The organism is Amycolatopsis sp. WAC 04197, from assembly GCF_003947475.1.
GTDB classification, from domain to species: domain Bacteria; phylum Actinomycetota; class Actinomycetes; order Mycobacteriales; family Pseudonocardiaceae; genus Amycolatopsis; species Amycolatopsis japonica.
In genome coordinates this window covers 68,814-94,055 of record NZ_QHJK01000017.1, presented here as the reverse complement: position 1 = coordinate 94,055, position 25,242 = coordinate 68,814, and the positions used below count along the sequence as shown (strand labels likewise).

23 protein-coding genes and 1 tRNA gene are annotated in these 25,242 nt (G+C 68.1%); 12 read left to right on the top strand and 12 right to left on the bottom strand.

The genetic code is table 11. The features are described 5' to 3' along the window. Positions 1-366: 366 nt before the first annotated feature. The 4 genes from DMC64_RS41480 to DMC64_RS41465 form a co-directional block, all read right to left on the bottom strand. On the bottom strand, positions 367-1,563 hold the full coding sequence (locus DMC64_RS41480; protein ID WP_125737972.1) for a low temperature requirement protein A: 1,197 nt from the start codon (positions 1,561-1,563) through the stop codon (positions 367-369). Between the two features lie 455 nt (positions 1,564-2,018). Next, a complete protein-coding gene (locus DMC64_RS41475) occupies positions 2,019-3,491 on the bottom strand; it encodes an MFS transporter (RefSeq protein WP_125737971.1) in 1,473 nt (490 codons plus the stop codon). Beyond that, the gene (dnaE, locus tag DMC64_RS41470) at positions 3,491-7,075 is read right to left on the bottom strand and encodes a DNA polymerase III subunit alpha (protein ID WP_125737969.1); all 3,585 of its coding nucleotides are present in this window, start codon (positions 7,073-7,075) and stop codon (positions 3,491-3,493) included. The genes DMC64_RS41475 and dnaE overlap by 1 nt, the downstream gene beginning before the upstream one ends. A 195-nt stretch (positions 7,076-7,270) precedes the next feature. Continuing rightward, on the bottom strand, positions 7,271-8,353 hold the full coding sequence (locus DMC64_RS41465; protein ID WP_233630000.1) for a plasmid pRiA4b ORF-3 family protein: 1,083 nt from the start codon (positions 8,351-8,353) through the stop codon (positions 7,271-7,273). 131 nt (positions 8,354-8,484) lie between these two features. Here DMC64_RS41465 and DMC64_RS41460 point away from each other — a divergent pair, with 131 nt between their 5' ends. The 7 genes from DMC64_RS41460 (at position 8,485) to DMC64_RS41430 (ending at position 15,865) form a co-directional block, all read left to right on the top strand. Beyond that, positions 8,485-8,886, top strand: a complete 402-nt coding sequence (locus tag DMC64_RS41460) for a nitroreductase/quinone reductase family protein (RefSeq protein ID WP_125737968.1) — start codon at positions 8,485-8,487, stop codon at positions 8,884-8,886. After that, positions 8,883-9,530, top strand: coding sequence for an alpha/beta hydrolase fold domain-containing protein (locus DMC64_RS41455; protein ID WP_125737966.1), 648 nt, complete (start codon positions 8,883-8,885; stop codon positions 9,528-9,530). The genes DMC64_RS41460 and DMC64_RS41455 overlap by 4 nt, the downstream gene beginning before the upstream one ends. A 98-nt stretch (positions 9,531-9,628) precedes the next feature. Further along, positions 9,629-10,300, top strand: a complete 672-nt coding sequence (locus DMC64_RS41450; protein ID WP_125737980.1) for a FadR/GntR family transcriptional regulator — start codon at positions 9,629-9,631, stop codon at positions 10,298-10,300. Positions 10,301-10,304: 4 nt separating this feature from the next. Beyond that, the gene (locus DMC64_RS41445; RefSeq protein WP_037342419.1) at positions 10,305-11,744 is read left to right on the top strand and encodes an amino acid permease; all 1,440 of its coding nucleotides are present in this window, start codon (positions 10,305-10,307) and stop codon (positions 11,742-11,744) included. Next, positions 11,741-12,694, top strand: coding sequence for an asparaginase (locus DMC64_RS41440; protein ID WP_125737964.1), 954 nt, complete (start codon positions 11,741-11,743; stop codon positions 12,692-12,694). The genes DMC64_RS41445 and DMC64_RS41440 overlap by 4 nt, the downstream gene beginning before the upstream one ends. A 10-nt stretch (positions 12,695-12,704) precedes the next feature. Further along, positions 12,705-14,093 carry an aspartate ammonia-lyase gene (gene aspA / locus DMC64_RS41435; protein ID WP_125737962.1) on the top strand — a complete coding sequence of 463 codons (1,389 nt, stop codon included), beginning with the start codon at positions 12,705-12,707 and terminating at the stop codon, positions 14,091-14,093. Between the two features lie 146 nt (positions 14,094-14,239). Next, positions 14,240-15,865 carry a CocE/NonD family hydrolase gene (locus tag DMC64_RS41430; protein WP_125737961.1) on the top strand — a complete coding sequence of 542 codons (1,626 nt, stop codon included), beginning with the start codon at positions 14,240-14,242 and terminating at the stop codon, positions 15,863-15,865. A gap of 195 nt (positions 15,866-16,060) precedes the next feature. On the opposite strand, the gene DMC64_RS41425 is transcribed toward DMC64_RS41430, so the two are convergent. Continuing rightward, on the bottom strand, positions 16,061-16,822 hold the full coding sequence (locus DMC64_RS41425) for a metallophosphoesterase (RefSeq protein ID WP_125737959.1): 762 nt from the start codon (positions 16,820-16,822) through the stop codon (positions 16,061-16,063). A 4-nt stretch (positions 16,823-16,826) separates the two neighbouring features. Continuing rightward, the gene (locus DMC64_RS41420; RefSeq protein ID WP_125737957.1) at positions 16,827-17,456 is read right to left on the bottom strand and encodes a GntR family transcriptional regulator; all 630 of its coding nucleotides are present in this window, start codon (positions 17,454-17,456) and stop codon (positions 16,827-16,829) included. Between the two features lie 46 nt (positions 17,457-17,502). On the opposite strand from DMC64_RS41420, the gene DMC64_RS41415 reads away from it, so the two are divergent. Then, a complete protein-coding gene (locus DMC64_RS41415) occupies positions 17,503-18,681 on the top strand; it encodes an aminotransferase class V-fold PLP-dependent enzyme (RefSeq protein WP_125737955.1) in 1,179 nt (392 codons plus the stop codon). On the opposite strand, the gene DMC64_RS41410 is transcribed toward DMC64_RS41415, so the two are convergent. Further along, positions 18,678-19,169 (bottom strand): hypothetical protein, encoded by a 492-nt coding sequence (locus DMC64_RS41410; protein WP_037342412.1) that lies wholly within the window; start codon positions 19,167-19,169, stop codon positions 18,678-18,680. The genes DMC64_RS41415 and DMC64_RS41410 overlap by 4 nt on opposite strands. 63 nt (positions 19,170-19,232) lie before the next feature. Here DMC64_RS41410 and DMC64_RS41405 point away from each other — a divergent pair, with 63 nt between their 5' ends. From DMC64_RS41405 to DMC64_RS41395, 3 genes are read left to right on the top strand one after another with little or no spacing between them, the layout of a single operon-like run. Beyond that, a complete protein-coding gene (locus DMC64_RS41405) occupies positions 19,233-19,841 on the top strand; it encodes a TetR/AcrR family transcriptional regulator (RefSeq protein ID WP_125737954.1) in 609 nt (202 codons plus the stop codon). Then, positions 19,838-21,334, top strand: a complete 1,497-nt coding sequence (locus DMC64_RS41400; RefSeq protein WP_125737952.1) for an AMP-binding protein — start codon at positions 19,838-19,840, stop codon at positions 21,332-21,334. Before DMC64_RS41405 ends, DMC64_RS41400 begins: the two co-directional genes overlap by 4 nt. Before the next feature lie 41 nt (positions 21,335-21,375). Further along, on the top strand, positions 21,376-21,795 hold the full coding sequence (locus DMC64_RS41395) for a cupin domain-containing protein (RefSeq protein WP_037342659.1): 420 nt from the start codon (positions 21,376-21,378) through the stop codon (positions 21,793-21,795). Here DMC64_RS41395 and DMC64_RS41390 read toward each other — a convergent pair. Then, complete coding sequence (locus DMC64_RS41390; protein WP_125737951.1) at positions 21,792-22,310, bottom strand: MarR family winged helix-turn-helix transcriptional regulator; 519 nt, start codon at positions 22,308-22,310, stop codon at positions 21,792-21,794. The genes DMC64_RS41395 and DMC64_RS41390 overlap by 4 nt on opposite strands. A 14-nt stretch (positions 22,311-22,324) precedes the next feature. Here DMC64_RS41390 and DMC64_RS41385 point away from each other — a divergent pair, with 14 nt between their 5' ends. After that, positions 22,325-22,828 carry a carboxymuconolactone decarboxylase family protein gene (locus DMC64_RS41385; RefSeq protein ID WP_125737950.1) on the top strand — a complete coding sequence of 168 codons (504 nt, stop codon included), beginning with the start codon at positions 22,325-22,327 and terminating at the stop codon, positions 22,826-22,828. A 279-nt stretch (positions 22,829-23,107) separates the two neighbouring features. On the opposite strand, the gene DMC64_RS41380 is transcribed toward DMC64_RS41385, so the two are convergent. From DMC64_RS41380 to DMC64_RS41365, 4 genes are all read right to left on the bottom strand, one after another. Next, positions 23,108-24,061 (bottom strand): GNAT family N-acetyltransferase, encoded by a 954-nt coding sequence (locus DMC64_RS41380; RefSeq protein ID WP_125737949.1) that lies wholly within the window; start codon positions 24,059-24,061, stop codon positions 23,108-23,110. A gap of 47 nt (positions 24,062-24,108) precedes the next feature. Further along, a tRNA-Val gene (locus tag DMC64_RS41375) sits at positions 24,109-24,180 on the bottom strand. 38 nt (positions 24,181-24,218) lie between these two features. Continuing rightward, a complete protein-coding gene (locus DMC64_RS41370) occupies positions 24,219-24,680 on the bottom strand; it encodes a peroxiredoxin (RefSeq protein ID WP_037342406.1) in 462 nt (153 codons plus the stop codon). Positions 24,681-24,756: 76 nt separating this feature from the next. Beyond that, complete coding sequence (locus DMC64_RS41365; RefSeq protein ID WP_016336117.1) at positions 24,757-25,188, bottom strand: DUF3052 domain-containing protein; 432 nt, start codon at positions 25,186-25,188, stop codon at positions 24,757-24,759. Positions 25,189-25,242: the final 54 nt, after the last annotated feature.

Here is a 25,242-nt window from a genome sequence, read left to right as displayed (position 1 = left end):
TCAAAGGAACCTCTTACGAGGTTTCAATACATAAGCTCTACTGGCTTAGTTCACTAGCACACTGTTGAGTTCTCAAGCAACACACCCCGAATCGCACCACCATCACAGCGGCCTTATCCGAAGCAGTTATTTCTTGGCTTTTGTCCGGAGCACACCCTAGCACCTGCTCGAAACTGCCGTTTCAGCGGGGGTAGAGTTACCTCTCCGGTTCGGGACCACCCACTCTACCACCATCCGGTGGGAGCTTGGTTCGTGTTCCCGGCGGCCGCTCGGTTTCCCTGGCGACGAAGAGAACATTACACGGCCCGAAACCGGCGTTTACAGGGGGGTCCCTTTTTTCGCGCCGACGCTCTGACCTGCGTCGATCTAGCTCTCCCCCGGTACCGGCTCGCCGTGGGTCGCGACGACGGTCAGCACGACGAGGGCGGCGGCGAGCCCCGCGGTGATGTGGATGGGCGCCGGCGTGAAGGACGCGGCGAGGACGAGCACCGCGGTCACCGGGAAGCCGATCGCGATCGGGCGGCATTCGTTGGTGGGTCCGATGTGCATGAGCCAGACACTCACCAGGTAGATCGCGACGGGCACGGTCGTCGCCATGGCGGCGGGCAGGGAGGCGACGTGCCCGGTGTGGGTGTCGTAGTCGACCGCCACTTCGAGGCCGGCGCCGAGCGCGGCCGCCGAGGCGAAGATCAGGTAGTGCCCGTATCCCCAGCTCGCGACGGTGAACAGGCTCTTCGCCTTCTCCAGCCTGGCGTGACCCGGCTGGTCGAAGTACAGCCACCACAACGAAAAGACCAGCACGAGTCCGGCGGCGGCGAGCGAGATCAGGCTGCCGGTGTGCTCGCCCTCGTCCAGCCCTTCCTTCACCGCGGTGGTCGCGCCGAGGATGGATTCACCCAGCACGATGATCGTGAACAGGCCGTAGCGCTCGGCGATGTGGTGCGGGTGCCAGCCAGTCCAGCGCCTGCGTTCGGCGATCACCGGGACCGCGAGTTCCGCCAGCAGGAGCAGGAAGAACGACGGCAGCGCCAGCGACTGCGGGAGGCCGAGGCGGACGACCCACAGGATCTGGACGATGGTGATGCCGATGGCGTACCGCAGCGCGGCCGGGCGGCATTCCGGATCGGTCCGCGCGGCGCGCAGCCACTGCACGACCATCGCGAGTCGCATCAAGACGTAGCCGGCGACGACGATCTTGAAGTCACCATCGAAGGCGGACGAGACACCGGCGGCGACGGTCAGTCCGCCCGCGATCTGCACCAGCGTCACCAGCCGGTACGGGACGTCGTCGGTGTCGAACGACGACGCGAACCAGCTGAAGTTCAGCCAGCCCCACCAGATCGCGAAGAACACCATCCCGAAGCTGAGCACGCCGTGCCCGATGTGGTTCTCGGCGATCGCGTGGTGCAGACCGGCGGCGGCCTGCGCGACGGCGACCACGAAACACAGGTCGAACAACAGCTCCAGCGGGGTCGCGACCCGGTGCCCTTCACCGGAATCGCGCATGGTCATCGGCCGGTACCAGACCCGCAGCCGATTCCGCCGAACAGAACTCTCCGCCATCGTGTTCCTCGCAATCTCGATCTGCGGAGATCTTCGCAGCCGGATGCGGATGACACACGCGGAGAGACGCGCGGCGGGTGGGTCCGGGCCGGGTGCACCTCCCCAGGCGACCCGGCGCGGACCCACCCGCGCGAATGCCTCACCGCGACCCGGCTCGCCAATGGTGCTGAGCCGGCCGCCGCCGAACGGTCCCCCGCGGACGCCGACGGCTGTCCACCGGCTCGTGACCGTAGGTGTCCATTCCTGAGAACTCCGGACTCACCACGATCGCTCCGGCCGATCGATCCATCCCCGATCGATCGACAGAAATACCACTGTCGGTAGCCGAGTCACAGCGGTGAAGGCTCCGTTAGGTGTACCCGGTTGCTCTGAGTAGCACCAGGGGATGACTGCCTCCGTCACTCGGATGGAGCATCCGATCTTGCCGAACGTAGTCATCGGCCGGTGCGAAAGACTCAGCCGCGTTGACTGTCGGCGGCAGCCCGCTCGGTTTCCTCCCGCTCAGTGAGCGAGCGCCGTTTCCGGCGCGCACGGAGTTCGATCACGGCGAGTAAGAGCGCCGAACTCGTCAACGCGGCGGCGCACAGCATCGCCGCGGTCAGCGCCGACGGATAGCCGCCGTTCGCGCCGAGCACCGCGTGGAAGACCGAGGCCAGCACGACGGTGCCGATCGCGGTGCCGATCCGTTGCCCGGTCTGCAACGCTCCCCCGGCCACTCCGGCCATCGACGTCGGGACGCATTCCAGGGTGAGCGTGGTGTTGGGCGAGATGACCATGCCGCCGCCGACACCGGCGACGAGCAACGGCAACGCGAACCACCAGCCCGCGGCGGCTCCGGGATCCTGACCGGCGAGGACGGCGACCGTGACCATCCCGGCGATCACCATGACCAGCCCCGCGACGGTCAGCTTGCGGCCCCATTTCGACACCAGCCGTCCCGCGATCGCCGCCGACACGGCCGAGCCGAGGGCGAAGGAGGTGACGGCGAGCCCGGATTGCAGTGGCGTGTAGCCGAGGCCTTGCTGGAAGAAGATGGCGAAGACCAGCCACATCCCGGTGAATCCGCTGAAGTACAGCGCGCCGACTGCGGCACCAGAGGCGTATGCCGGGGTGTCGGTGAACAGCCGGGTGTCGAGCAGCGGCGGACGACCGCGCCGCACCATCGAGCGTTCCCAGCGCACGAACGCGAAGCCGAAGACCACCGCGACGACGAACAGCCACCACAGGCCGCTGAGCCCGCCCTTTTCGGATTCGATCAACGGGAGCAGGACCCCGAGCACGGCGACACCCAGCAGCATGATGCCGACGAAATCGATCTCACCCCGCAGGCTTCTCGCCGGGGCCTCGGCCTTCGGCAGCCATCTCAAGGCCAGCGCGAACGCCAGAATCCCGATCGGCACGTTCACGTAGAAGACCCAGCGCCAGCCTTCCGGATCACCGAAGACGGCGAGGATCACGCCGCCGAGCACCGGCCCGACCGCGGTCGAGATCCCGACGGTGGCACCGAACATGCCGAACGCGCGACCTCGTTCGGCGCCGCGGAACAGGTCCTGGATCATCCCGCTGTTCTGCGGCGTCATCATGCCCGAGGCGAAACCCTGCAGGAGCCGCGCGATGATCAGCGTCGTCTCGTTCGGCGCCGCGCCGGCGAACGTGCTGGTCAGCACGAACGCGGCGAGCGCGAACAGGAACATGCGGCGACGGCCGAGCGCGTCGCCGAGCCTGCCGCCGGACACCAGCACCAGCCCGAAAGCCAGCGCGTAGCCCGAAACCACCCACTGGATCCCGCCGCTCGACGCGCCGAGGTCCTTCTGGATCGACGGCAGTGCCGTGTTGACGATGCTGACGTCGAGCAACCCCATGAACCCGGCGGCGAGGGAGACGGCGAGCGCCTTCCAGCGCCGGGGATCGGGAACGTAGGTGGTCATCAGGTGCTGGCGGCGATCCCGGGGATGCCCTTGAGCTCACCGATCAGCATTGACGTCACCTTGACCGGATAGTCGTACAGCGCGAAGACCGTCTGGTTCTTGCCGACCAGCTTGAGGTGCACCGGGGTCTCGCCCTTGTGCGCCAGCAAGGTCTGCTTCAGCTCGCTGACCACCGACTGGTCGATCTTCTCCGCCGCGGCCAGCAGGACCAGCGGCAGATCGTCGTCGCCGTTGCCGACCTCGGACAGGTCGAGCGGGACGAGACCGCCGCCGAAGATGGACATCTTGTCCTCGCGCCAGTTCACCCGGCCCTTGACCAGGACCGCGTTGTCCTCGATGAGGTCGGCGGAGAACATCGCGTACGACTTCGGGAAGTACAGCACCTCGAGCGAGGCGTCCATGTCCTCGATGGTGCAGATCGCCCAGGGCTCGCCCTTCTTGTTGACCCGGCGTTCCAGCGAGGTGATCAGCCCGGAGACGACCAGCTCGCCTTCCTTCGGCGGGTCGGCGAGGATCGCGGCGATCGGCCTCGGCGCGTGTTTGCGCAGGATGCGTTCGGCGCCGTCCAGCGGATGCGCCGAGACGTACAGGCCGAGCATCTCCCGTTCGTAGGCCAGGAGCTGCTTGCGCGGGTACTCCTCTTCGCCGAACTTCAGATGCGCGAGCGGTGACGAGGACGCCGCGGCTTCCGCGTCGTCGTCCCCGCCGAACCCGAAGAGGTCGAACTGGCCCATCGCCTCCTGGCGTTTGAGCGGGACCACGGCTTCGACCGCGTCTTCGTGCACCTGGATCATCGAAAGCCGGGTGTTGCCGAGCGAGTCGAAGCCGCCCGCCTTGATCAGCGATTCGATGACCCGCTTGTTGCAGGCCACCAGCTCCGACTTGTCGAGGAAATCGGTGAAGGAGGAGTACTTCCCCTTCTCCTCGCGGGTCTTGATGATCGACTCGACGACGTTCGCGCCGACGTTGCGGACGGCACCCATGCCGAAGCGGATGTCCTCCCCGACGGCCGCGAACCTCAGCGCCGACTCGTTGACGTCCGGCGGGAGCACCTTGATCCCGAGGCGGCGGCACTCCGAGAGGTAGACCGCGGACTTGTCCTTGTTGTCACCCACCGAGGTGAGCAGCGCGGCCATGTACTCCGGCGTGAAGTTCGCCTTGAGGTACGCGGTCCAGTACGAGATCAGGCCGTACGCGGCCGCGTGGCTCTTGTTGAACGCGTAGCCGGCGAACGGGAGGATCGTGTCCCAGAGCGCCTTGATCGCCTCGGAGGAGAAGCCGCCGGGAACCAGGTCGCTCGACTTCATGCCCTCTTCGAAGCCGACGAACTCCTTCTCGAGGACCTCCGCCTTCTTCTTACCCATGGCGCGGCGGAGCACGTCCGCGCGGCCCATGGAGTACCCGGCCACCTTCTGGCCGATGTGCATGATCTGCTCCTGATAGACGATCAGGCCGTAGGTGTCGGCCAGGATCTCCTTCAGGGGCTCTTCGAGCTCGGGATGGATCGGTTTGACCTTTTGCCGCCCGTTCTTGCGGTCGGCGTAGTCGTTGTGCGCGTTCATGCCCATCGGGCCGGGGCGGTACAGCGCGCCCACCGCCACGATGTCGTCGAACACCGTCGGCTGCATCCGGCGGAGCAGGTCACGCATCGGCCCGCCGTCCAGCTGGAACACGCCGAGCGTGTCACCGCGGGAGAGCAGTTTGTACGTCTCCGGGTCGTCGACGCCGAGGGTGTCGAGGTCGATGTCGATCCCGCGGTTGGTCTTGATGTTGTCGATCGCGTCACCGATGACGGTGAGGTTCCGCAGGCCGAGGAAGTCCATCTTCAGCAGGCCGATGGCCTCGCACGACGGATAGTCCCAGCCGGTGATGATCGAACCGTCGTCACGCTGCCACAGCGGGATGGCGTCGGTCAGCGGGTCGCACGACATGATGACCGCGCAGGCGTGGACGCCGGCGTTGCGGATCAGGCCTTCGAGACCGCGGGCGGTCTCGAAGATCGTCTTGCACTCTTCGTCGGTCTCGACGAGGGCGCGGACCTCGGCCGCTTCGCCGTAGCGCTCGTGCTTCGAGTCGACGATGCCCGAGAGCGGGATGTCCTTCGCCATGATCGGCGGCGGGAGCGCCTTCGAGATCCGGTCCGCGATCGCGTACCCCGGCTGGCCGAAGTGGACGCGGGCGGAGTCCTTGATGGCCGCCTTGGTCTTAATGGTGCCGAAGGTGATGACCTGCGCGACCTTGTCGACGCCGTACTTCTCGGTGGCGTAGCGGATCATCTCGCCGCGACGGCGGTCGTCGAAGTCGATGTCGATATCGGGCATCGAGACACGCTCGGGGTTCAGGAACCGCTCGAACAGCAGCTTCTGCGGGATCGGGTCCAGGTTGGTGATACCGAGCACGTACGCGACCAGCGAGCCGGCGGCGGAACCACGGCCGGGGCCGACGCGGATGCCGACCTTGCGGGCGTAGTTGATGAGGTCGGCGACGATGAGGAAGTAGGCGGGGAAGCCCTTCCCGATGATGACGTCGAGCTCGATCTCGATGCGCTCGTTGTAGTACGGGTCCGGCACGCCGTCCGGGTACCGCCACTTGAGGCCGCGCGCGACCTCTTCCCGCAGCCAGGTGCCCTGGTCGTAACCCTCGGGGACCTCGAAGAACGGCAGCCGGTCCTTGTGCGTGTACACGTCCTTGTAGGACTCGACGCGCTCGGCGATCAGCAGCGTCGAGTCGGCGGCGCCGGGGACCTCCTTGTCCCAGTACTCCCGCATGTCGGCGGCCGACTTCAGGTAGTAGCCGTCACCGTCGAATTTGAAGCGGTTCGGGTCGTTCAGGGTCTTGCCCGCCTGCACGCACAACAGCGCGGAGTGGGTGTCGGCCTGGTCCTTGGTGACGTAGTGCGAGTCGTTCGTGGCCAGCGGCTTGAGGTCGAGCAGCTTCCCGATCTCGAGCAGTCCCTCACGGACCGACCGCTCGATCGGCAGCCCGTGGTCCATCAGCTCGAGGAAGAAGTTGTCGGCGCCGAAGATGTCCTTGTAGTCCGACGCCGCCTGGATCGCCTCGGTGCGCTGCCCCAGCCGGAGCCGTGTCTGCACCTCGCCCGAGGGGCAGCCGGTGGTCGCGATGATGCCGTGGTGGTTCTCCGCGATCAGCTCGCGGTCCATCCGGGGCTTGCGGTAGTAGCCCTGCATGCTCGCCAGGGAGGAGAGCTTGAACAGGTTGCGCAGGCCGGTGGAGTTCTCGGCGAGCATCGTCATGTGGGTGTAGGCACCACCACCCGAGACGTCACCGCCCTCACCGAACTCGTCGGCGCCGCGCTGGTTCGACTGACCCCAGAAGACCGGCTTCTTGTGGAAGCGGCTCTCCGGCGCGATGTAGGCCTCGATGCCGATGATCGGCTTGAGGTCGTGTTTGACCGCCTGCTGGTAGAACTCGTCCGCGCCGTACATGTTGCCGTGGTCGGTCATGCCGACCGCGGGCATGCCCAGGCGCGCCGCCTCCTTGAACAAGGGGGCGATCTTCGCCGCACCGTCGAGCATCGAGTACTCGGTGTGCACATGCAGGTGGACGAAGGAATCGTTCGACACCAGCGAAAACCTCCCCTAGGCAGACGGATCCCTGGCTGCTTGACGCGGGCCGGTCCTCCCACCTTATGCGCCGAGGTTCCACGGCGCCCTACGGGGTTGGACGGCCTTCGCGCGCTGCCGAGTCTGCTCGTCCGGCGAGATCAAATCCAGCTGCCTCGCCGAAGCGATCACCACTCGAATGGGCGCGAAGCTGGGTCAGCTCAGCCGGGCCAAGCGTTCGTTGACCACCTCCCTGTCGAACCACTCCGGATCGAAGCCGGCACCGAGTTCCTCGATCAGTTCCTCGTTGTCGTCGTCGTACGGATCGCGCAACGCGTCCAGCAACATCTCGTAGCTCCGCTCGTCCTCGCATTCCGCCGGAGGCGCGGCGCGTTCGCCGCCGAGGCAGCCCGGTGCTTCGGGGACGGCGACCAGCCGCTCGATGCGGATCCAATGCCTCCAGCTCTCCGCCTCGTAGACGAGCCGGTGGCCTGGCGAAGTGACGACCTGGCCGAGGGTCACTTCGTCGTCGAAACGATCGCCTTCACAGCTCTGCGCGTCGACGCTGAAGCCGCCGTACGCGGTCTCGAACCGGTGATACTCCCGTTCGTCGCGGTCGAACGCGGCCGCGAGGATCCGGTGCAGCCCGGCGAGGGTGACGTCCGAGCGGACTTCGAGTCGCCGCCAGATCGCGTCGTCCGGTTCGCACAGGGCGACCGCCAACCGGAGTCCGGTGACCGGCGCGGGCGGGGGAAGGACGAGCGGCAGCGCATCGGCCGACGGTGTGCGCGGCAGCGGCTCGTAGCCGGGAAGACCGAGCCACCGGCGCAGCTGGGCCACACGCTCGGGCAGATCGGGCCTCGGATCTCTCCCCACCTTCAAGAGGTCGGGGATCCTCTCCCGAATCCAGGCGACGCTGTCCGCTTTGACGTTCAGCGCGGCTTCGACCTGGCTTCGGAACTCCTCGGGGGTCAGCGGGGCCTCGACCACCTCGAAGCCGTTGCGGAGCACCGCCAGGGCGTCCTCGGGGACGGGATGGAGCTCGATCACGTCGACCTCGCGACCGTTCACCACCACTTCGACGCCCACCGTGCGTTTGCCCGCGGTCAGCGTGGCGGCCAGGACCACCAGGTCCTGATCCGCCTGGCCCTGGACGACACAGCCGGACAGCTCGACCGGCCCGTGGAGCAGCTTCGGCCAGCGCTCCACCCTGGACACGTCCAGGGGCGCACGCGTCGGATGGGAGCGCTGGTGCTTCGGTCGTTTGGCGGGCTTGCGGCCGCGGCTGACGGGGGACACGGGAGCAGTATCGCCATCGGCACCGACAGTTTCGGGGCCATGAGCTGCGCTGATCGGAAAATGCTTGCCGACCTGGGCGTGGATGTGCAGACTGACCAGCCGCCAAGATCAACCGAACGCCCGGAGAGTTGATGATCGACCTGCAGGCCATGAACGAGCGCGTGATCGCGGAGTTCCGCGCGAACGGCCGCCACGGCGACGGTCTCCCGACCTTGCTGCTCACCACCACCGGTGCCCGCACCGGGCGACGGCACGTGACGCCGATGCTGTTCCTGGCCGACGACGACCGCTACATCGTCTTCGCCGCGAACGGTGGCGCGCCCGGGCATCCGGACTGGTATCGCAACCTGGTCGCGGAGCCGTCCGTGGACGTCGAGGCGGAGGGAGAGGCCTTCGCCGCTCACGCGACCGAAGTGACCGGAGCGGCTCGAGACCGTCTGTTCGCGAAGCAGGCGAAGGCGTTCCCGAGGCTGGCCGAGCACCAGTCCAAGACGACGCGGCCGTTCCCGGTGATCGCGCTCAGCCGCGTATGACGTTCACGATCGTCTACGCCCACGGCGGCGGCTTCACCTCGTACGACCCGGAAATCGGACGGCTGCGGACCGACGCGTTGCAGGCCGCCGGGCTCCGGGTCGTCCCGGTGGAGTACCGCCTCGCCCCGGGGCACCGTCACCCGGCGCAAGTCGACGACGTCCTCGACGTCTACCGGTCCACCAGCGGTCCTGTCGTGTTCCTGGGCGAGTCCGCGGGCGGGACGATCGTGCTGTCGGCACTCTTGCGGCTCCTCGCCGACGGCGATCCCCTCCCGGCCGGGGTCGCCGCGATCTCCCCGGTCGCGGACTTGACCCTCCCGGGCGGTTCGTTCGTCACCAACGACGGCGCCGACATCATCACCCGCGACGCGCTCCGCCGATCGGTGGAGGCGTACGTCGGCGAAGGCGGCGTCGGACCCGCGTCGCCGTCGCACGGCGACTTCGCCGGTTCGCCACCGCTGTGGCTCGCGGTGGGCACCGCCGAAGTCCTGCTCGACGACGTTGTGACGCTGGCCACCTCGGCGCGGGAATCCGGTGTCACCACGGAACTCCGCGTCTACGAAGGTGCCCAGCACGGGTTCCAATTCCCGGGCGGATACACCGTCGACAAGGATCTCGCAGGCTGGATCGAGGCGCTCGGCTGATAGCTTGACAAAGCGTTGGACCGACCGCACGATCTCGTCTCATGAACCTGTCTGACAGCCAGACAGCCGGACATGGTGGTCCACGACGCGTCAGCGCGATGGAGGCCGTTCTGGCCCATCTCCGCGGCGCCATCGAGCGTGGCGAGTACCCCGTCGGCCAGAAACTGCCGTCGGAATCCGCGCTCGGCAAGGAGTTCGAAGTCAGCCGCTCGGTCGTCCGCGAAGCCTTGCGGGGACTGCAGGCACTGGGCCTCACCGTGTCCAAAACGGGCAAAGGGACCTTCGTGACCGCCACCGGGCCGGTCGAGAACCCCACCTTCGGGACCTACTCGGCCCGCGACCTGTTCGAGGTCCGGCGGCACGTGGAGATCCCCGTCGCCGGATACGCGGCCCTGCGCCGCAGCACCGACGACCTTGACCTGCTCGGCCACCTCGTCGAGCGCATGGATCTCGAAACCGACAACACCGCGTGGGTGGCGCTGGACTCGCTGTTCCACATCACCATCGCGCAGGCCTCCGGCAATCCGGTGTTCGGCAAGGTCATCGAAGAGATCCGGGACGCGCTGGCCCGCCAGTCGTCATTTCTCAACCAATTGGGGGACCGTCGGACCCGCTCGAACATCGAGCACCGTGAGATCGTCACCGCCATCGCCTCCGGTTCCGAAGCGGACGCCGTCGCGGCGATGACCTCCCATCTCGAGCACGTCGAGGACGCGCTGACCACCATCGTGCGGCCGAGCCCCACGACGCACCAGAACAAGGACGACTGACACCGTGACCGAACAGACCCTCAGCGCGGACGGCAAAGCCGCGCCGGTGCCGGCCGACGCCGGTGACGCCGGCTACGACAAGGCGCTGAAACCCCGCCACGTCAACATGATCGCGATCGGCGGCGCCATCGGCACCGGCCTGTTCCTCGGCGCGGGCGGACGGCTCGCGCAAGCGGGCCCGGCCCTCGCGATCGTGTACGCGGTCTGCGGCCTTTTCGCGTTCTTCGTGGTGCGCTCGCTCGGCGAACTCATCCTGTACCGCCCCTCCTCCGGCGCCTTCGTCTCCTACGCCCGGGAATTCATGGGCGAGAAGGGCGCTTTCGTCGCGGGCTGGATGCACTTCCTGAACTGGTCGACGACCGGGATCGCGGACATCACCGCGATCGCGCTGTACGCGCATTTCTGGTCGTTCTTCACCCCGATCCCGCAATGGGTGCTGGCACTGATCGCGCTCGCGGTGGTGCTGGCGCTGAACATGGTTTCGGTGAAACTGTTCGGCGAGATGGAGTTCTGGTTCGCCATCATCAAGGTCGCCGCGCTGGTGACGTTCATGGGGATCGGGATCTTCCTGCTGGTCACGCAGCAGCCGATCGACGGCAACACGCCGGGCTTCTCGCTGATCTCCGACCACGGCGGGATCTTCCCGGCCGGGGTGCTGCCGATGGTGCTGATCGTCCAGGGTGTCGTGTTCGCCTACGCCTCGGTCGAGCTGGTCGGCGTCGCCGCCGGCGAGACGGAGAACCCGCGCAAGATCATGCCGAAGGCGATCAACTCGATCATGTGGCGGATCGGGATCTTCTACGTCGGCTCGGTGATCCTGCTGGCGATGCTGATGCCGTGGGACGCCTACTCGAAGCAGGAAAGCCCGTTCGTCACCGTGCTCTCGCACATCGGTGTGCCGCAGGCGGGCAACGTGATGAACCTGGTGGTGCTGACCGCGGCGCTGTCCAGCCTGAACTCGGGCCTCTACTCCACCGGCCGCATCCTCCGGTCGATGTCGCTGGCGGGCTCCGCGCCGAAGTTCACCGGCGTGATGAACAAGAACCACGTGCCCTACGGCGGGATTCTGCTCACCTCGGCGGTCTGCGTGGTCGGGGTCGGCCTGAACGCCGTCGTGCCGAGCCAGGCCTTCGAGATCGTGCTGAACTTCGCCGCCATCGGCATTCTCGGCACATGGGCGATCATCGTGCTCTCGCATCTGCTGTTCGTCCGCAAGGCCAAGCTCGGCGAGGTCGAGCGGCCGTCGTACCGGCTGCCGCTCTCGCCCTACACCGAGATCGCGACGCTGATCTTCCTCGCCGCGGTCATCGTGCTGATGGGCTTCGACGAGGTCGGCCGCATCACCCTGTACTGCCTGCCGGTCATCGGGCTCGCGCTGGTGGCGGGCTGGTTCGGGGTCCGCAAGCGGATCAACATGGACGTCTTCGAAAAGACGAAGCTGTGACCCCCGAGATCCGCGTGCCCGCGCACGAACCGCTGGTGCACCTCCTCCGCGACGGCATGGTCGAGGGGGTGCACCACGGTTCGGCCGTGGTGCTCGCACCCGACGGCCGCGTGCTGTTCTCCGCGGGCGACGTCGAGGCGGCGTTCTATCCGCGTTCGGCGGCGAAACCCTTGCAGGCCACGGCGATGGCGCGGCTCGGCGTCGAGCTGAGCCCCGCCGGGTTCGCCGTCGGCGCGGCCAGTCACTCCGGCGAAGAGATCCATCTCGCGGAGGTGCTCAGGACACTCGACGGCGCCGGGCTCACCGCGGAAGACCTTCGGACGCCGGAAGACCTGCCGTTCGACCCGGTCGAGCGCGACTCTTGGGTCGCGTCTGGACGGGGCGCCTCGCGGCTCGCGCACAACTGTTCCGGCAAGCACGCGGCGATGCTCGCCACCTGCCGACGGCACGGCTGGTCCACAAAGGACTATCTGGACGCCGCGCATCCGCTGCAGCGCGCGATCGCGGAATGCGTCGAGGAGCTGACCGGCCAGCGGATCCCGAAGGTCGCCGTCGACGGCTGTGGCGCTCCCCTCTTCGCGGTCTCGCTGCGCGGCCTCGCCCGCGCGGTGGGCAAGATCGCCGCGGCGTCGCCGGGAACCCCGGAAGGCCTTGTCGCCGAAGGGATCCGGAAACACCCGGAACTGGTCGCCGGCACGCGTCGCGACGTCACCGCGCTCATGCGCGCGGTCCCCGGCCTGATCGCCAAGGACGGTTTCGAAGCCGTCCAGGTCGCCGCGCTCCCGGACGGGACGGCGATCGCGATCAAGATCGCCGACGGCGGGGACCGCGCCCGCCGTCCGGTGCTCGCCGCCGCGCTCGCGTTGTGCGGCGTCGACCCGAACGTGCTGGAGCCCACCCCCGGACTGCGCGTGACCGGCGCGCTGGCCGAACTCGACCTGGCCGCCTGAGGAGCCTTCGATGCACCGCGTGGAACACGATCTGCTGGGAGACAAGGAAGTCCCCGCCGACGCCTACTGGGGCGTGCACACCGCACGGGCCAGGGAGAACTTCCCCATCACCGGCACCGCGATCTCCGCGTACCCGCATCTGATCGAGGCGCTCGCCTCGGTCAAGGAGGCCGCCGCCTACGCCAACGCCGATCTGGGGCTTCTGGACCCGGACGTCGCCGACGCGATCCGCCAGGCGTGCCGTGAGATCCGCGATGGCGCGCTGCACGACCAGTTCGTCGTCGACGTCATCCAGGGCGGCGCGGGCACCTCGACGAACATGAACGCCAACGAGGTGATCGCGAACCGCGCGCTCGAACTGCTCGGGCACGAGAAGGGCGATTACGCCCGCGTGCACCCGAACGAGCACGTGAACCTCGGGCAGTCGACCAACGACGCGTACCCGACCGCGGTCAACGTCGCGACGATCATCGCCGTGCGCGAGCTGGCCGAGGCGATGATCGTGCTGGAGCGGGCTTTCGCGGCCAAGGCCGTCGAGTTCCACGATCTGCTGAAAATGGGCCGCACGCAGTTGCAGGACGCCGTCCCGATGACACTGGGGCAGGAATTCGGCACCTACGCGGTCATGCTCGGCGAAGACCGGCTGCGGCTCACCGAGGCGGTGACGCTGCTGCACGAGATCAACCTGGGCGCGACCGCGATCGGCACCGGGCTCAACGCCGCACCCGGGTACGCCGAAGCCGCCGTCGCGCACCTTCGCGAGATCACCGGCCTGCCCGTCGTGTCGGCCGCGGACCTGATCGAGGCGACGCAGGACTGCGGCGCGTTCGTGCACCTTTCGGGCGTGCTCAAGCGGATCGCGGTGAAACTTTCGAAGAGCTGCAACGATCTGCGGTTGCTCTCCTCCGGACCGCGGGCGGGGCTCAACGAGATCAACCTGCCGCCGGTGCAGGCGGGGTCGTCGATCATGCCCGGCAAGATCAACCCGGTCATCCCCGAGGTGGTCAACCAGGTCGCGTTCGAGGTCATCGGCAACGACGTCGCGGTCACGATGGCGGCCGAGGCCGGGCAGCTGCAGCTCAACGCGTTCGAGCCGCTGATCCTGCACTCGCTTTCGGAGAGCATCACGCATCTGCGGTCGGCCTGCCTGGTGCTGGCGGAGCGCTGCGTCTCCGGGATCACCGCGAACGCCGGCGTGATGCGGGGCTACGTCGAGAACTCCATCGGACTGGTGACCGCGTTGAACCCGAGCATCGGGTACGCGGCCGCGACCGAGATCGCCAAGGAGGCGCTCGAAACCGGGCGCGGTGTGGCGGAACTCGTCGTCGAGAAGGGCCTTCTGCCCGCCGAGGAGCTGGCGAAGCTGCTGAAGCCGGAGACACTCGCCCGGCTTTCCTGAGACCAGCGGGGCGGTACCGGGCGGTCCGCCCCGCGCCAGTGTCATGAAAGTGGCTTTCAGGACATTTTTCGTCCTGAAAGCCACTTTCATGACATGCGGGTACGGTCGTAAGCGGAAGGTGATCCTCCGCACGAAAGGCGGCCAGCGTGCTCGACCGACTTCTCGACCGGTACCTCGGCCTCCCGCCCGCCGAGGGCCCCGCCCCCTCGGTGACCAAGGCGATCCCCGTCCCGATGCCCGACGGCGTCCGTCTGCTGGCGGATCGCTACGCCGTTCCGGGCGACGAGCCCCGGCCGGTCGTGCTGATCCGCACGCCGTACGGCCGCAAAGGCGTGATGGGCAAGATCTTCGGCGAGACGTTCGCCCGGCACGGGCTGCAGGTGGTCCTCCAGAGCACTCGCGGGACCTTCGGCTCTGGCGGCGAATTCCGGCCGTTCCACCTGGAGAAGGAGGACGGCCTCGCCACCGTCGCCTGGTTGCGTGCACAGCCATGGTGCGACGGCCGGGTCGCGATGGCGGGCGCCAGCTACCTCGGCCATACGCAATGGGCCGTCGCGCCGTACCTCGACGAGCCGCTCGAAGCCCTTTGCCTCGGTGTCACCGCGTCGGAATTCGTCTCGACCTTCTATCCCGGCGGGATCCTCGCGGTCGACAACATGGTGTCGTGGTCGGCGCTGATCGGACGGCAGGAAGGCCGGTTCGCCGGTCTGCCGAATCCCTGGCAGACGAAGAAGACCCGCCGGGCCATGGCGCATCTGCCGGTTTCCGGTGCGGACGTCGCGGCCATCGGCAAGCAGGTGCGGTTCCTGCAGGACGTCTCCCGGCACGCCGAACCCGGCGACGATTTCTGGGCGCCGTCGGACCACAGCGCCGAGGTCGCCGCCCTGCGGACACCGGTGAGCATGGTGACCGGCTGGTACGACCTGTTCATCTCCGCCCAGCTGCGCGATTTCAAGGAGCTCGCCGCGGCCGGACGCGAACCGAGGATCACCATCGGACCGTGGGCGCACGGTGAGCCCGCCAGCCTGAAAACCCTGATCACCGACCAGATCGGCTTCCTCTCCGCGCATCTCCTCGGCGATCGCGCGCCGCTGAGGCAGTCGCCCGTGCGCCTGTACCTCCAGGGCTCCGGACGCTGGCTGGACTTCGAAAACTGGCCGCCCGAGTCCGACGCCACCCCGTACTTCCTGCGCCCCGGCGGGCTTTCCGTCGCCGACCCCGTCGAGTCGAAACCGGGCACGTTCACCTTCGATCCGGCCGATCCCACGCCGACCGTCGGCGGCCCGTTGCTGTCGGGCGTGCAGAAACAACAGGACAACAAGGAAGTCGAAGCGCGGCGGGACGTGCTCCTCTTCACCGGTGACGTGCTCGAGCGCGACCTCGACGTCATCGGCGAGATCTCCGCACTGGTGCACCTCCGGACCGACCTCGGGCACGGCGACGTGTTCGTCCGGCTGTGCGATGTGGACCGTCGCGGCGTCTCCCGCAATGTCACGGACGGCGTCCTCCGGCTGCGCCCCGGTGATCCTAAGTCCGATGTGGACGGTGTGGTCGCGGCCGGGATCCAGCTCGACCCGACGGCCTACCGGTTCCGGCGCGGCCACCGGCTGCGGGTGCAGGTCGCGGGCGGAGCGTTCCCTCGCTTCGCCCGCAACCACGGCACCGACGAACCGGTGTTCAGCGCGGTGGACGGGAAACCCGCGCGGTTCGAGATCTTCCACGACCCCGCGCACCCGTCCAGGATCACGCTGCCGGTGTTCGCCGGGTCGTGAGTGGCGGTTCGGGTTAAGCCAAGGGTGCCTCAGGTACCTACCGGATTCTGGCTGCGGCTGCTCACGGGCCAGGCGCGTAAAGGCCCGCTTCCCGCCGCCACGGACGTTGCGAAAGCCACTTTCGCAACGTTGAAGGTTGCGAAAGTGGCTTTCGCAACACGCCACCTTCGCCCCACCTCGGCCGCGAGCGTGTGTTCAGGCAGGCACGACCCGCTGGTGCGTGGTCAGCCTGCCGTCGTCGTGCAGCACGTGGAACAGCAGCGACGGCGGCAGGTCGTAGTCGATCGGGCCGCCTTCGCTCCAGTGCCGGAGACCGTTCTCCTCCCACGGGAACAGGATGCTCGACCCGACCGAGGGCGCCGACCGCAGCGGCACGCCGGCGAACGTCGTCGACGCCGCGGTGTGGACGTGCCCGCAGAGCAGGGCGACCACGCGCGGGTGACGGGAAAGCACTTCGGCCAGCTTGTCCTCGCCGTACTGGCGCATCGCGTCCACCAGCGGCAGGCCGAGCGGGACCGGCGGATGGTGGAAGGCGATGAAGGCGGGGCCGTCCCCGTCGGCGAGGACGCTGTCCAGCCACGCCATGGTCTCGTCGTCGAACTGCCCGTCCGGTTTGCCCGGGATACTCGAATCGGCCATGACGAACGTGACGTCTCCGACCGTGTGCGCCACGTTGACCGGGGATTCGTCCGGCGCCTGCCCGAGCAGCCCTTCCCGGAACGGGCCGCGCTTGTCGTGGTTGCCGGGGCAGGTGAAGAGCGGTGTGTCGGTCTTGAACAGCTCGGCCGCGCGCCGGTACTCCTCGACGGTGCCGTGGTCGGAGATGTCACCGGTCACGAGGATCGCGTCGACCGGTGTCGCCAGGCCCTCCAGGTACCGCATGACCCGCGCCGTCCGTTCGTCGGCGCGCTCCCCGCCGTCGAGATGGTTGTCGCTCAGATGTGCCGTCACGAACATCGTGTCACCCCATGTCTTCCAGATATGCCAACGTTTTCACCCAGTTCCGCCCGAGCAGCCCGACGGCCGCGTCGAGGTCCGCGGCGCGGATCGCCTCGGCGATCCGGCGGTGCTCGTCGATACTCTCCCTCGAACGCTCGACGCCACCGAAATAGCGCGCGTCGTAGCGTTTCAGCAGCGGCTTCGTCTGTTCCAGCAACCGCAGCAGATGCGGATTCGTGCACCGCGAGACGAGCAGCGCGTGCCATCGATCATCCAAAGTGGACAGACCACCCTGCCGCCCGAGCTCCTCGGCCATCTCGTCGGCGATCCGGTCCAGGCCGCCAGTGAGCCCGGCGAGGTCCTGCGGCGAACTCCAGCGCAACGCGAGCGATTCCAGCTCCGCGACGAGCGGGTACAGCTGCCGGGCCTCCTCCGGATCGAACGGCGGCACGAGGAAACCCCGGTTCGGCGCCGAGACGAGCAGGCCGCGATCGGCCAGCCCGATCAGCGCCTCGCGCAACGGGGTGCGGCTGACGCCCAGTTCGCGGGCGAGGTGCACCTCGTTGATGCGGCTGTCCGCGGCGATCCGGCCGTCGAGCACGCGAGCGGTGATCTCCTCCGCAAGGTCGCGGCGGAGCAGGTTCCTCGTCATCGGTGCAGTATTGCATGCACTTCGGCCGTACTGTATTCAGTTAGGCATGACGGACTTCGATGTGCACCGCGCTCGCACCGAAACCCCGGGCTGTGCGGAGGTGGTCCATCTCAACAACGCCGGATCGTCGCTGCCGCCCGCGCGGGTGACCGACACCGTCGTCGACTATCTGCGCGAAGAGGCCCTGATCGGCGGATACGAGCAGGCCGCGGCGACCGTGGAGCGGATGAACGGCGTCTACGCGTCGGCCGCCCGGCTCGTCGGCGCCGACCCCGCCGACATCGCCCTGACCGACAACGCGACCCGCTCCTGGCAGGCGATCTTCTACGCGCTGCCGTTCGCCGCCGGAGACCGGATCCTGACGGCGAAATCCGAGTACGCGAGCAACGTCATCTCCTTCCTGCAGATCGCGAAGCGCACCGGCGCCGTCGTCGAGGTGGTCGACAACGACGAGTCCGGGCAACTGGACGTCGAGGACCTCGAGCGCCGCATCGACGGCCACGTCAAGCTGATCGCCGTCTCGCATGTGCCGACCCAGGGCGGGCTGGTGAACCCGGCCGAGGAGATCGGCGCGGTGGCCAGGGCGGCCGGGATCCCGTTCCTGCTGGACGCGTGCCAGAGCGCCGGCCAGATCGACCTCGACGTCGCGCGCCTGAACTGCGACGCGCTCAGCGTGACCGGCCGCAAGTACCTGCGCGGACCGCGGGGCACCGGATTCCTCTATGCGCACCCGCGGCTGCGTGAACGCGTCGAGCCCGCGATGCTCGATCTTCACTCGGCGGCGTGGACGACGCCCGAAAGCTACGAAGTCGATCCGACGGCGAAGATGTTCGAGGTCTGGGAACGCGATCACGCCGCCCTGCACGGTCTCGGCGCGGCCATCGACTACGCCCTCGAATGGGGCATGCCCGCCATCGAAGACCGCGTCGCCGCGCTCGCGGCCAAACTGCGTGACGCGCTCCGCGAGATCCCCGGTGTCCGTGTCCACGACCAGGGCGTGCGGCAGTGCGGGATCGTCACGTTCAGCGTGGCGAAAACGCCGTCGCAGGAAGTGAAACAGCGTCTGGCCGCGGCGAAGATCAACGTCAGCGTCACCGAGGCGACGTCCGCCCAGTTCGACTTCGCCGAGCGCGGACTGCCGCCGATGGTCCGGTCTTCGGTGCACTACTTCAACACCGAAGACGACATCGCGCTCCTCGTCGGCGAAGTCGGGAAACTGGCCTAACGGCGGGAAAGCAGCGAATCGGACGGCGGGGCGTACGGCAGCCCCGTCGTCTTCGCGCGCTTGGCGATCACCAGCGCCTCCCCCAGCAGGCTGACGCCGATCGACAGCGTCACCGGCCGCGCGTCGGGATGCGCCCCAGCCGTGGTGGCCAGGAACCCGATCCCGAAGTTCACCAGCAGCGACAGCATCCAGACGCCGAACGTCCAGCCGGTGTAGCGCAGCCACAGCACGCCGTCGCGCTCGAACAGTTTCGTGGTGGTGGCACGCACCGCGCCGAGACCGCACCCGACCGCGGACCCCAGCGCGAGCCACAGACCGTCGGTCAAAGTGAAGATCTCCAGTTTGACCAAGCCGTAGACGCCGATCCCGAGCAGGATCACCGGCGCCCCGAACACCTCCCGGGCCACCAGCGGCTCGCCGCGCAGCCTGCGCACGATGAGCACGATCACCGCGGCGACCACCAGCGCGATCAGCAACCAGGTCCGCATGAACTCCCCCTTTGTAGCATGACTGTGCCAAATAAAATAGCAAGGTCGTGCTATAAAGACAACGTGCCCAAGATCGTCGACCCGGAAGCCCGCCGCCTGGAGATAGCCGAAGCCGTCTTCCGGGTGATCCAGCGGGACGGTCTCGCGCAGGCGTCACTCAGGAGTGTGGCCGAGGAGGCCGGTCTCGCGATCGGTTCGGTGCGGCACTACTTCGGCGGCCACGACGAACTGATCGTGTTCGCCATGCGCGCGCTCGGCGACCGGCTGGAGGCGCGGCTGGCGGGGCACATCCCCGTTCTGCTCGACCCCGCGACACCACGCTCACGGCGTCAGGAAGCCACCGAGGCGTTCCTCGGCGAGCTTCTTCCGCTCACCGAACAGACCCGCGCCGAAGCCGACGTCTGGCTGGCATTCTCGGCCGCCGCGAAGAACCGGCCCGACCTCGCGGAGGAGGCCAAGCGCATGTACGAGGGAGTCCGGTTCCTCGTCCGCCGGGTGCTCGAGGGCGCGAACGAAGCGGGCGGCCTGCTCGGCGACGTCGATCTGAACGTCGAGACCGAACGGCTCGCCGCGCTGCTGGACGGGCTCGCGGTGTCGGCGGGCCGGACTTCGCCGGAGCTGATGCGCGCGGTGCTCCGGCGGCATCTCGAATCCCTGAGGAGCCCGGGATGAGCACCTTCTACGAAGTCGCCGCCCAGGACCCTGGCCGCGTCGCGGTGATCGACGTCGACGGCCGCGAGACCACCTTCGGCGTGCTTTCGGCGCGGGCGAATCAGCTGACCCACGCCTTGCGGGCACTCGGTCTCGGCGAGGGCGACGGTGTCGTCGCGATCATCCACAATGGACTCACCTACTACGAACTCCTGCTGGCGACCTTGCAGGCGGGGATGTACTTCACGCCGGTCAACCACCGGTCCTCACCCGCCGAGATCGCCTACATCGCGGCCGACAGCGGCGCCAAGGTCGCCGTCGCGGACGCGGACATCGCGGCGACGTGCACCTCGGAACTGTCCGGCCTGCACCGGTTTTCGCGCGGCGAGACACCCGGCTGGGCCGAGTACGCGGCTTGGGGAACGGACCTGCCCACGACGACGCCGGAGCGGCGGACCGCCGGCCAGACGATGCTCTACACGTCCGGGACCACGGGGCGTCCCAAAGGCGTCCGGCGCGCCCTTTCCGGGCAACCGCCCGCGCTGCACCCGATCTACGCGCACACGCTCGAACGCCTGGACGTCCGGCCAGGGCACGGCGTGCACCTCGTCGCCTGCCCGCTCTACCACGCGGCGCCCGGGATGTTCTCGACCGCGACCCTGCATCTCGGGCACACGCTCGTCCTCATGGACCGGTTCGACGCCGCGGAAACGCTGCGGCTCACCGAAAAGCACCGCGTGACGAGTACGCATCTGGTGCCCACGATGTTCCACCGCCTGCTGCGACTGCCCGAGGACGTGCGTGCGCGCCACGACCTGTCGAGCCTGACGTCGGTGATCCACGGCGCCGCGCCGTGCCCCCGTGAGGTCAAGGAGCGGATGCTCGCCTGGCTCGGACCGGTGGTCCACGAGTACTACGGCGCGTCCGAGGGCCTGATCACGGCGGTGCACGCGCGCGAATGGCTCGCCGCACCGGGCACCGTCGGCAAGCCGCTGGACGGCGTGCGGGTCGAGGTTCTCGACGACGACGGCCGCGAGCTCCCCACGGGCGAGGCCGGGATGCTCTATTTCAGTTCCGCGCACACGAAATTCGACTACCACGGCGATCCGGGCAAGACGGCCGCCGCGCGATCCGGGGAGTTCGTGACCGTCGGGGACGTCGGCTATCTCGACGCCGAGGGGCGAGTGTTCCTGTGCGACCGGCGGACGGATCTCATCCTTTCCGGTGGCGTGAACATCTATCCGGCCGAGATCGAAGCGCGGCTGCTGAGCCATCCCGACGTCGCCGACGTCGCGGTGATCGGCGAGCCTGATCCCGAATGGGGCCAACGCGTCGTCGCCGTCGTGCAGCCGGTCGAGGGCGTCACCGGGGATCCCGCGCTGGCGGAACGGCTCGAAGCGCATTGCCGGGCCGAGCTCGCCGGATTCAAGACTCCGCGCCGGTTCGACTTCCGGGACCGGCTGCCGCGGACGGAGAGCGGCAAGATGCTGCGGCGGACGCTTCGGGCGGAATGAACGACCCTTTCGGGCAGTGCCGATCGCGGTACCGTTCGTTCATGCGCCTGCGGTCCGTGACCACGCTGCTCGCCACCCTCGTCCTCGCGCTCGCCGTCCCCGCGACGGCCGGGGCGACTCCCGGATCGGGGGTGACCGGGACGATCTTCGAGCAGCGGACGGTGGGGAACACCGACTACGTGCTGCGCGAGGTCGTCATCCAGCCCGGCGGCTACACCGGCTGGCACTATCACGACGGAAAGCTTTACGCGTACGTGAAAGCGGGCACGCTGACGCACAACTCGGCCGACTGCGGGCTCGACGGCCTGTACCGGAAGGGCGCCGTCTTCACCGAGCCGAGCGACACCGTCCACATCGGACGGAACCTCGGGACGACACCGGTGGTGCTGGAGGTGCTCTACGTGCTGCCACACGGGAGCCCGCTCTCGCAGGACGCGCCGAATCCCGGCTGCCCGTTCTAGGCGCCGAACCAGCTGGCGACATCGAGGCGGAAGCCGCCTGAGGGCACCATCGTGCGAAGGTCGGCTTCGAGCTCGCGGACCCTGTCGATACCCAACGTGCCTGCCCACTCCTTGCGCAATTCCTCGAAGATCGCCGCCGACCGGCCGAGTGAGTCGAACCCGCGGCCGGTGAGCCGCACGACCTTGCGCCGCGCGTCGGCCGGGTCGTCGACGCGCGCGACGTAGCCGAGCTGCTCCAGTTTGTCGACGGTCTTGCCCGCCGCCTGCTTGCTGACCCCGAGCCGCCGCCCGATCTCGCTCGCCGTCGCGCCTTCGCGGCCGATCGCCTGCATGGCGAAGCCGTACACCGGGCGGACGTCCGGATGTCCTTGTTCGGCGAGTTCGGCGTGCAGCCGGTCGATCATCGAGCGGAAGCCCGCGAACAGCAGCAGCGGCAGCTCGAAGCCGGGAGTTTCGCGAACCTGCTTGCCAGATTCGACAACCTGGTTTACCTTTTCGTCAACCACGTTGACCATCTTAAGGGGAAGCCTTGTTCACCGATCACACCGTCGAAACCGCCCCCGAAGCCTCGCGTCGCGCCATGGAAGCGACCATCCGGAAGTTCGGGCACCTCCCCACCGCCGTCGCCCGGCAGGCGTCGTCGCCCGAACTGCTCGACGGATTCCTGAAACTGAGCGCGAGCTTCGAACGGACCACACTCGACCCGCTCGCACGGGAAACGGTCGTGATGACCGTGGCGACCCGCAACGGCTGCGAGATCTGCGTCGAGATCCACACCGGCAAGCTGAAGGGACATCGCGCCGACGACGACGTCATCGCGGCGCTCCGCTCGCAGCAGCCCGTCCCCGACGAGCGACTGGAGGCCATCCGGCAGTTCACGGTGGCGGTGCTCGAAACCGCGGGCGCCGTCGACGACGAGACCCTGCGGACCTTCTTCGGGCACGGATACACCGAACGGAACGCCCTCGAAGTCGTCATGGGCATCGGCGCCTACACGATGTCGACCCTGGCGAACCGGCTGATCCGCGCCTAGTCGCTCACCGTGATCGCCCCTCGCGGCCCGGATCACTCCAATGGCCGCCGATCTTGATGTATCTGGGCAGTCCCGACCGTCTCCTGTCTTGTGCAGCCGAAAGTTCGCCACCCGCGGCGCGGCGCACCGGCGGTCTGGCCTGCCGAGGGGGCAGACCAGACCGCCGAAAACCGAAGACGTTCCACAGGTGTTGGGGGTGCGTGAAGGCCTCCTTCCCTCGGCTGAGCCGAGTGAAGGGGGCCTTCACGTGTCTTGCGCGCGTTTAGTCGACTAAATGCGTCAGGCTTCGAGCGCCCAGCGCACGTACCGCATCGTCGGCACGAAACCCGCCTTCTCGAACACCCCGAACGCCCCCGCCGGATCCGCCGAGTCCACGTTCAAACTCGCGCGGTCGTAGCCCTGCTCGGCGGCGGCCCGCAGCGCGTGCCCCATCAACGCGCTCGCGACACCCCGCCGCCGGTGCTCCCGAAGCGTCCCGATCGCCATGAAGTGCGCGTCGCGGACGCCGGTGGCCTCCGTGTCGGCCTCCCACCACATGGTCACCAGCATCCCGACCGCGACGCCCTCCTCCCGAAGCAGGAAGCTGGCCTCAGGCTGGAAGGTCTGGTTGGTGATCTTGTTCCGCCAGAGATCGGCGGGCATCGGCACCGCGCCCCAGTAGTCCCGGTACGCCGCGTTCCGGACCGCTCGGAAGTCCTCGTCGTTCCGCTCCGACCACGGCTCGACCGTGAACCAGTCAGGAAGCTCCGCAGCATCCAACCCTGAGAGCGAGTGCTCCATCCGCTGGAAGTAGCGCACCGGCGCGAACCCTCGGGACCGGACGAGCTCGGCCAGCCCGGCGATGCGCTCCGGCCGGTTGACGTCGACCACGAGTTTCGCGTCCGGATGGTGCAGCGCGTGCACCACCTTCGCCGCCGCCACCCCCGCGTCGACGAGCGCGCCGCCGATCCCCCGCCGTCGATACGCGGGATGGACTCCCCCGTCGAGGAAGACCCGATGGATCTCCTCCGCGGACGGCTTGAAGCGGATCTTCATGTAGCCGGCCATCACGTCGCCGTCGAAGGCCGCGAGGCTCGCCCGTTCCAGGTCCGCGTACGGGTCGACCAGCTCCTGGAGGGTGTCCTCCGCCGTGTAGTTCTCGCCGATCCCGTCGACGGTCTCCATCGCGTTGAGGAGGTCGGCCGACGCCTGGGCGTCCTCGGGCCGCAGTGGCCGCCACGTGAGGTCGTGCATCCGGCTCAAGGTAGTCCCGCTCGAGCGGGGTGTCGCCGGGTTTTCGGTGGGCGCAGTAGGGATCGAACCTACGACCGCTCGGGTGTAAACCGAGTGCTCTCCCGCTGAGCTATGCGCCCGGGAGGTGGCACCCGCGCACGGGTGCCACCGTGAAGACTCAGGCCAGCGAGGCCACGGCCTTCTTCCACGCCTGCTGGTCGCGCGCCTCGCCGGGCTGGTTGACCTCGGCGAACCGCACGACGCCGTCCTTGTCGATCAGGAAGGTGCCGCGGGTGGCCAGGCCGGCCGCCTCGTTGAAGACGCCGTACGCCTTCGCGACCTCACCGTGCGGCCAGAAGTCCGAAAGCAGCGGGAACTGGTAGCCCTCCTGCTCGGCCCACGCCTTGAGCGAGAACGGGGTGTCCACGGACACGCCGATCACCTGGACGCCCTGGCCGTCGTAGTCCGCGAACTCGTCGCGGAGCTGGCACAGCTCACCGGTGCAGATGCCACTGAACGCGAACGGGTAGAACACGAGCAGGACCGGCTTCTCGCCCTTGAAGGACGACAGCGTCACGGACTGCTTGTTGTAGTCGTTGAGCGTGAAGTCCGGGGCTTGCGATCCGACCTCGACGGCCATACCGGCGGTTTCCTCTCAAGAGCGAACAGGGGCCTGCGACGACAACCCTATCGTGTCGATCGCGCGCCTGGAGAAGTCACCGCTTGGTCTTGGACGACTTCGGCGAAACCAGCCGGGTGCCCGCCCACTTGGGGCCGGCGCTGATGTTGGCCGTCTGGGCCAGTCCGACCTGCGGCACCGCCTCGGCGATGTCACTCGGCTCGACATGCCCTGGCTGGCCCGTCTTCGGGGTCAGCACCCAGATCACGCCGTTCTCGTTCAGGGGAGTCCGGACCTCGATCAGCGTGTCACCGAGATCACCGTCGTCTTCGCGCCACCACAGCAGCACCACGTCGATGACCTCGTCGGCGTCCTCGTCGAGGATGTCGCCGCCGATCTGTTCCTCGATCGCCGCACGAAGGTCGTCGTCGACGTCCTCGTCCCAGCCGATCTCCTGGACCACCATGTCCGGCTTGATCCCGAGCCTTTCGGCGACGCTGCTCTGATCAGCGTCTCCCGCGGCGACCACTGCTGTCACTCCTCCAACTACGACGGAGCGTGGTGTCGCGCCGGCCTCATCGAC

Coding starts and splice junctions, on each gene's coding strand:
- DMC64_RS41415 (WP_125737955.1), top strand. CDS start 17,503: ATGACGGACTTCGATGTGCACCGCGCTCGCACCGAAACCCCGGGCTGT.
- DMC64_RS41410 (WP_037342412.1), bottom strand. CDS start 19,169: ATGCGGACCTGGTTGCTGATCGCGCTGGTGGTCGCCGCGGTGATCGTG.
- DMC64_RS41450 (WP_125737980.1), top strand. CDS start 9,629: ATGGAGGCCGTTCTGGCCCATCTCCGCGGCGCCATCGAGCGTGGCGAG.
- DMC64_RS41420 (WP_125737957.1), bottom strand. CDS start 17,456: ATGACGAGGAACCTGCTCCGCCGCGACCTTGCGGAGGAGATCACCGCT.
- DMC64_RS41480 (WP_125737972.1), bottom strand. CDS start 1,563: ATGGCGGAGAGTTCTGTTCGGCGGAATCGGCTGCGGGTCTGGTACCGG.
- DMC64_RS41395 (WP_037342659.1), top strand. CDS start 21,376: ATGCGCCTGCGGTCCGTGACCACGCTGCTCGCCACCCTCGTCCTCGCG.
- DMC64_RS41475 (WP_125737971.1), bottom strand. CDS start 3,491: ATGACCACCTACGTTCCCGATCCCCGGCGCTGGAAGGCGCTCGCCGTC.
- DMC64_RS41390 (WP_125737951.1), bottom strand. CDS start 22,310: ATGGTCAACGTGGTTGACGAAAAGGTAAACCAGGTTGTCGAATCTGGC.
- DMC64_RS41380 (WP_125737949.1), bottom strand. CDS start 24,061: ATGCACGACCTCACGTGGCGGCCACTGCGGCCCGAGGACGCCCAGGCG.
- DMC64_RS41425 (WP_125737959.1), bottom strand. CDS start 16,822: ATGTTCGTGACGGCACATCTGAGCGACAACCATCTCGACGGCGGGGAG.
- DMC64_RS41400 (WP_125737952.1), top strand. CDS start 19,838: ATGAGCACCTTCTACGAAGTCGCCGCCCAGGACCCTGGCCGCGTCGCG.
- DMC64_RS41370 (WP_037342406.1), bottom strand. CDS start 24,680: ATGGCCGTCGAGGTCGGATCGCAAGCCCCGGACTTCACGCTCAACGAC.
- aspA (WP_125737962.1), top strand. CDS start 12,705: ATGCACCGCGTGGAACACGATCTGCTGGGAGACAAGGAAGTCCCCGCC.
- DMC64_RS41455 (WP_125737966.1), top strand. CDS start 8,883: ATGACGTTCACGATCGTCTACGCCCACGGCGGCGGCTTCACCTCGTAC.
- DMC64_RS41460 (WP_125737968.1), top strand. CDS start 8,485: ATGATCGACCTGCAGGCCATGAACGAGCGCGTGATCGCGGAGTTCCGC.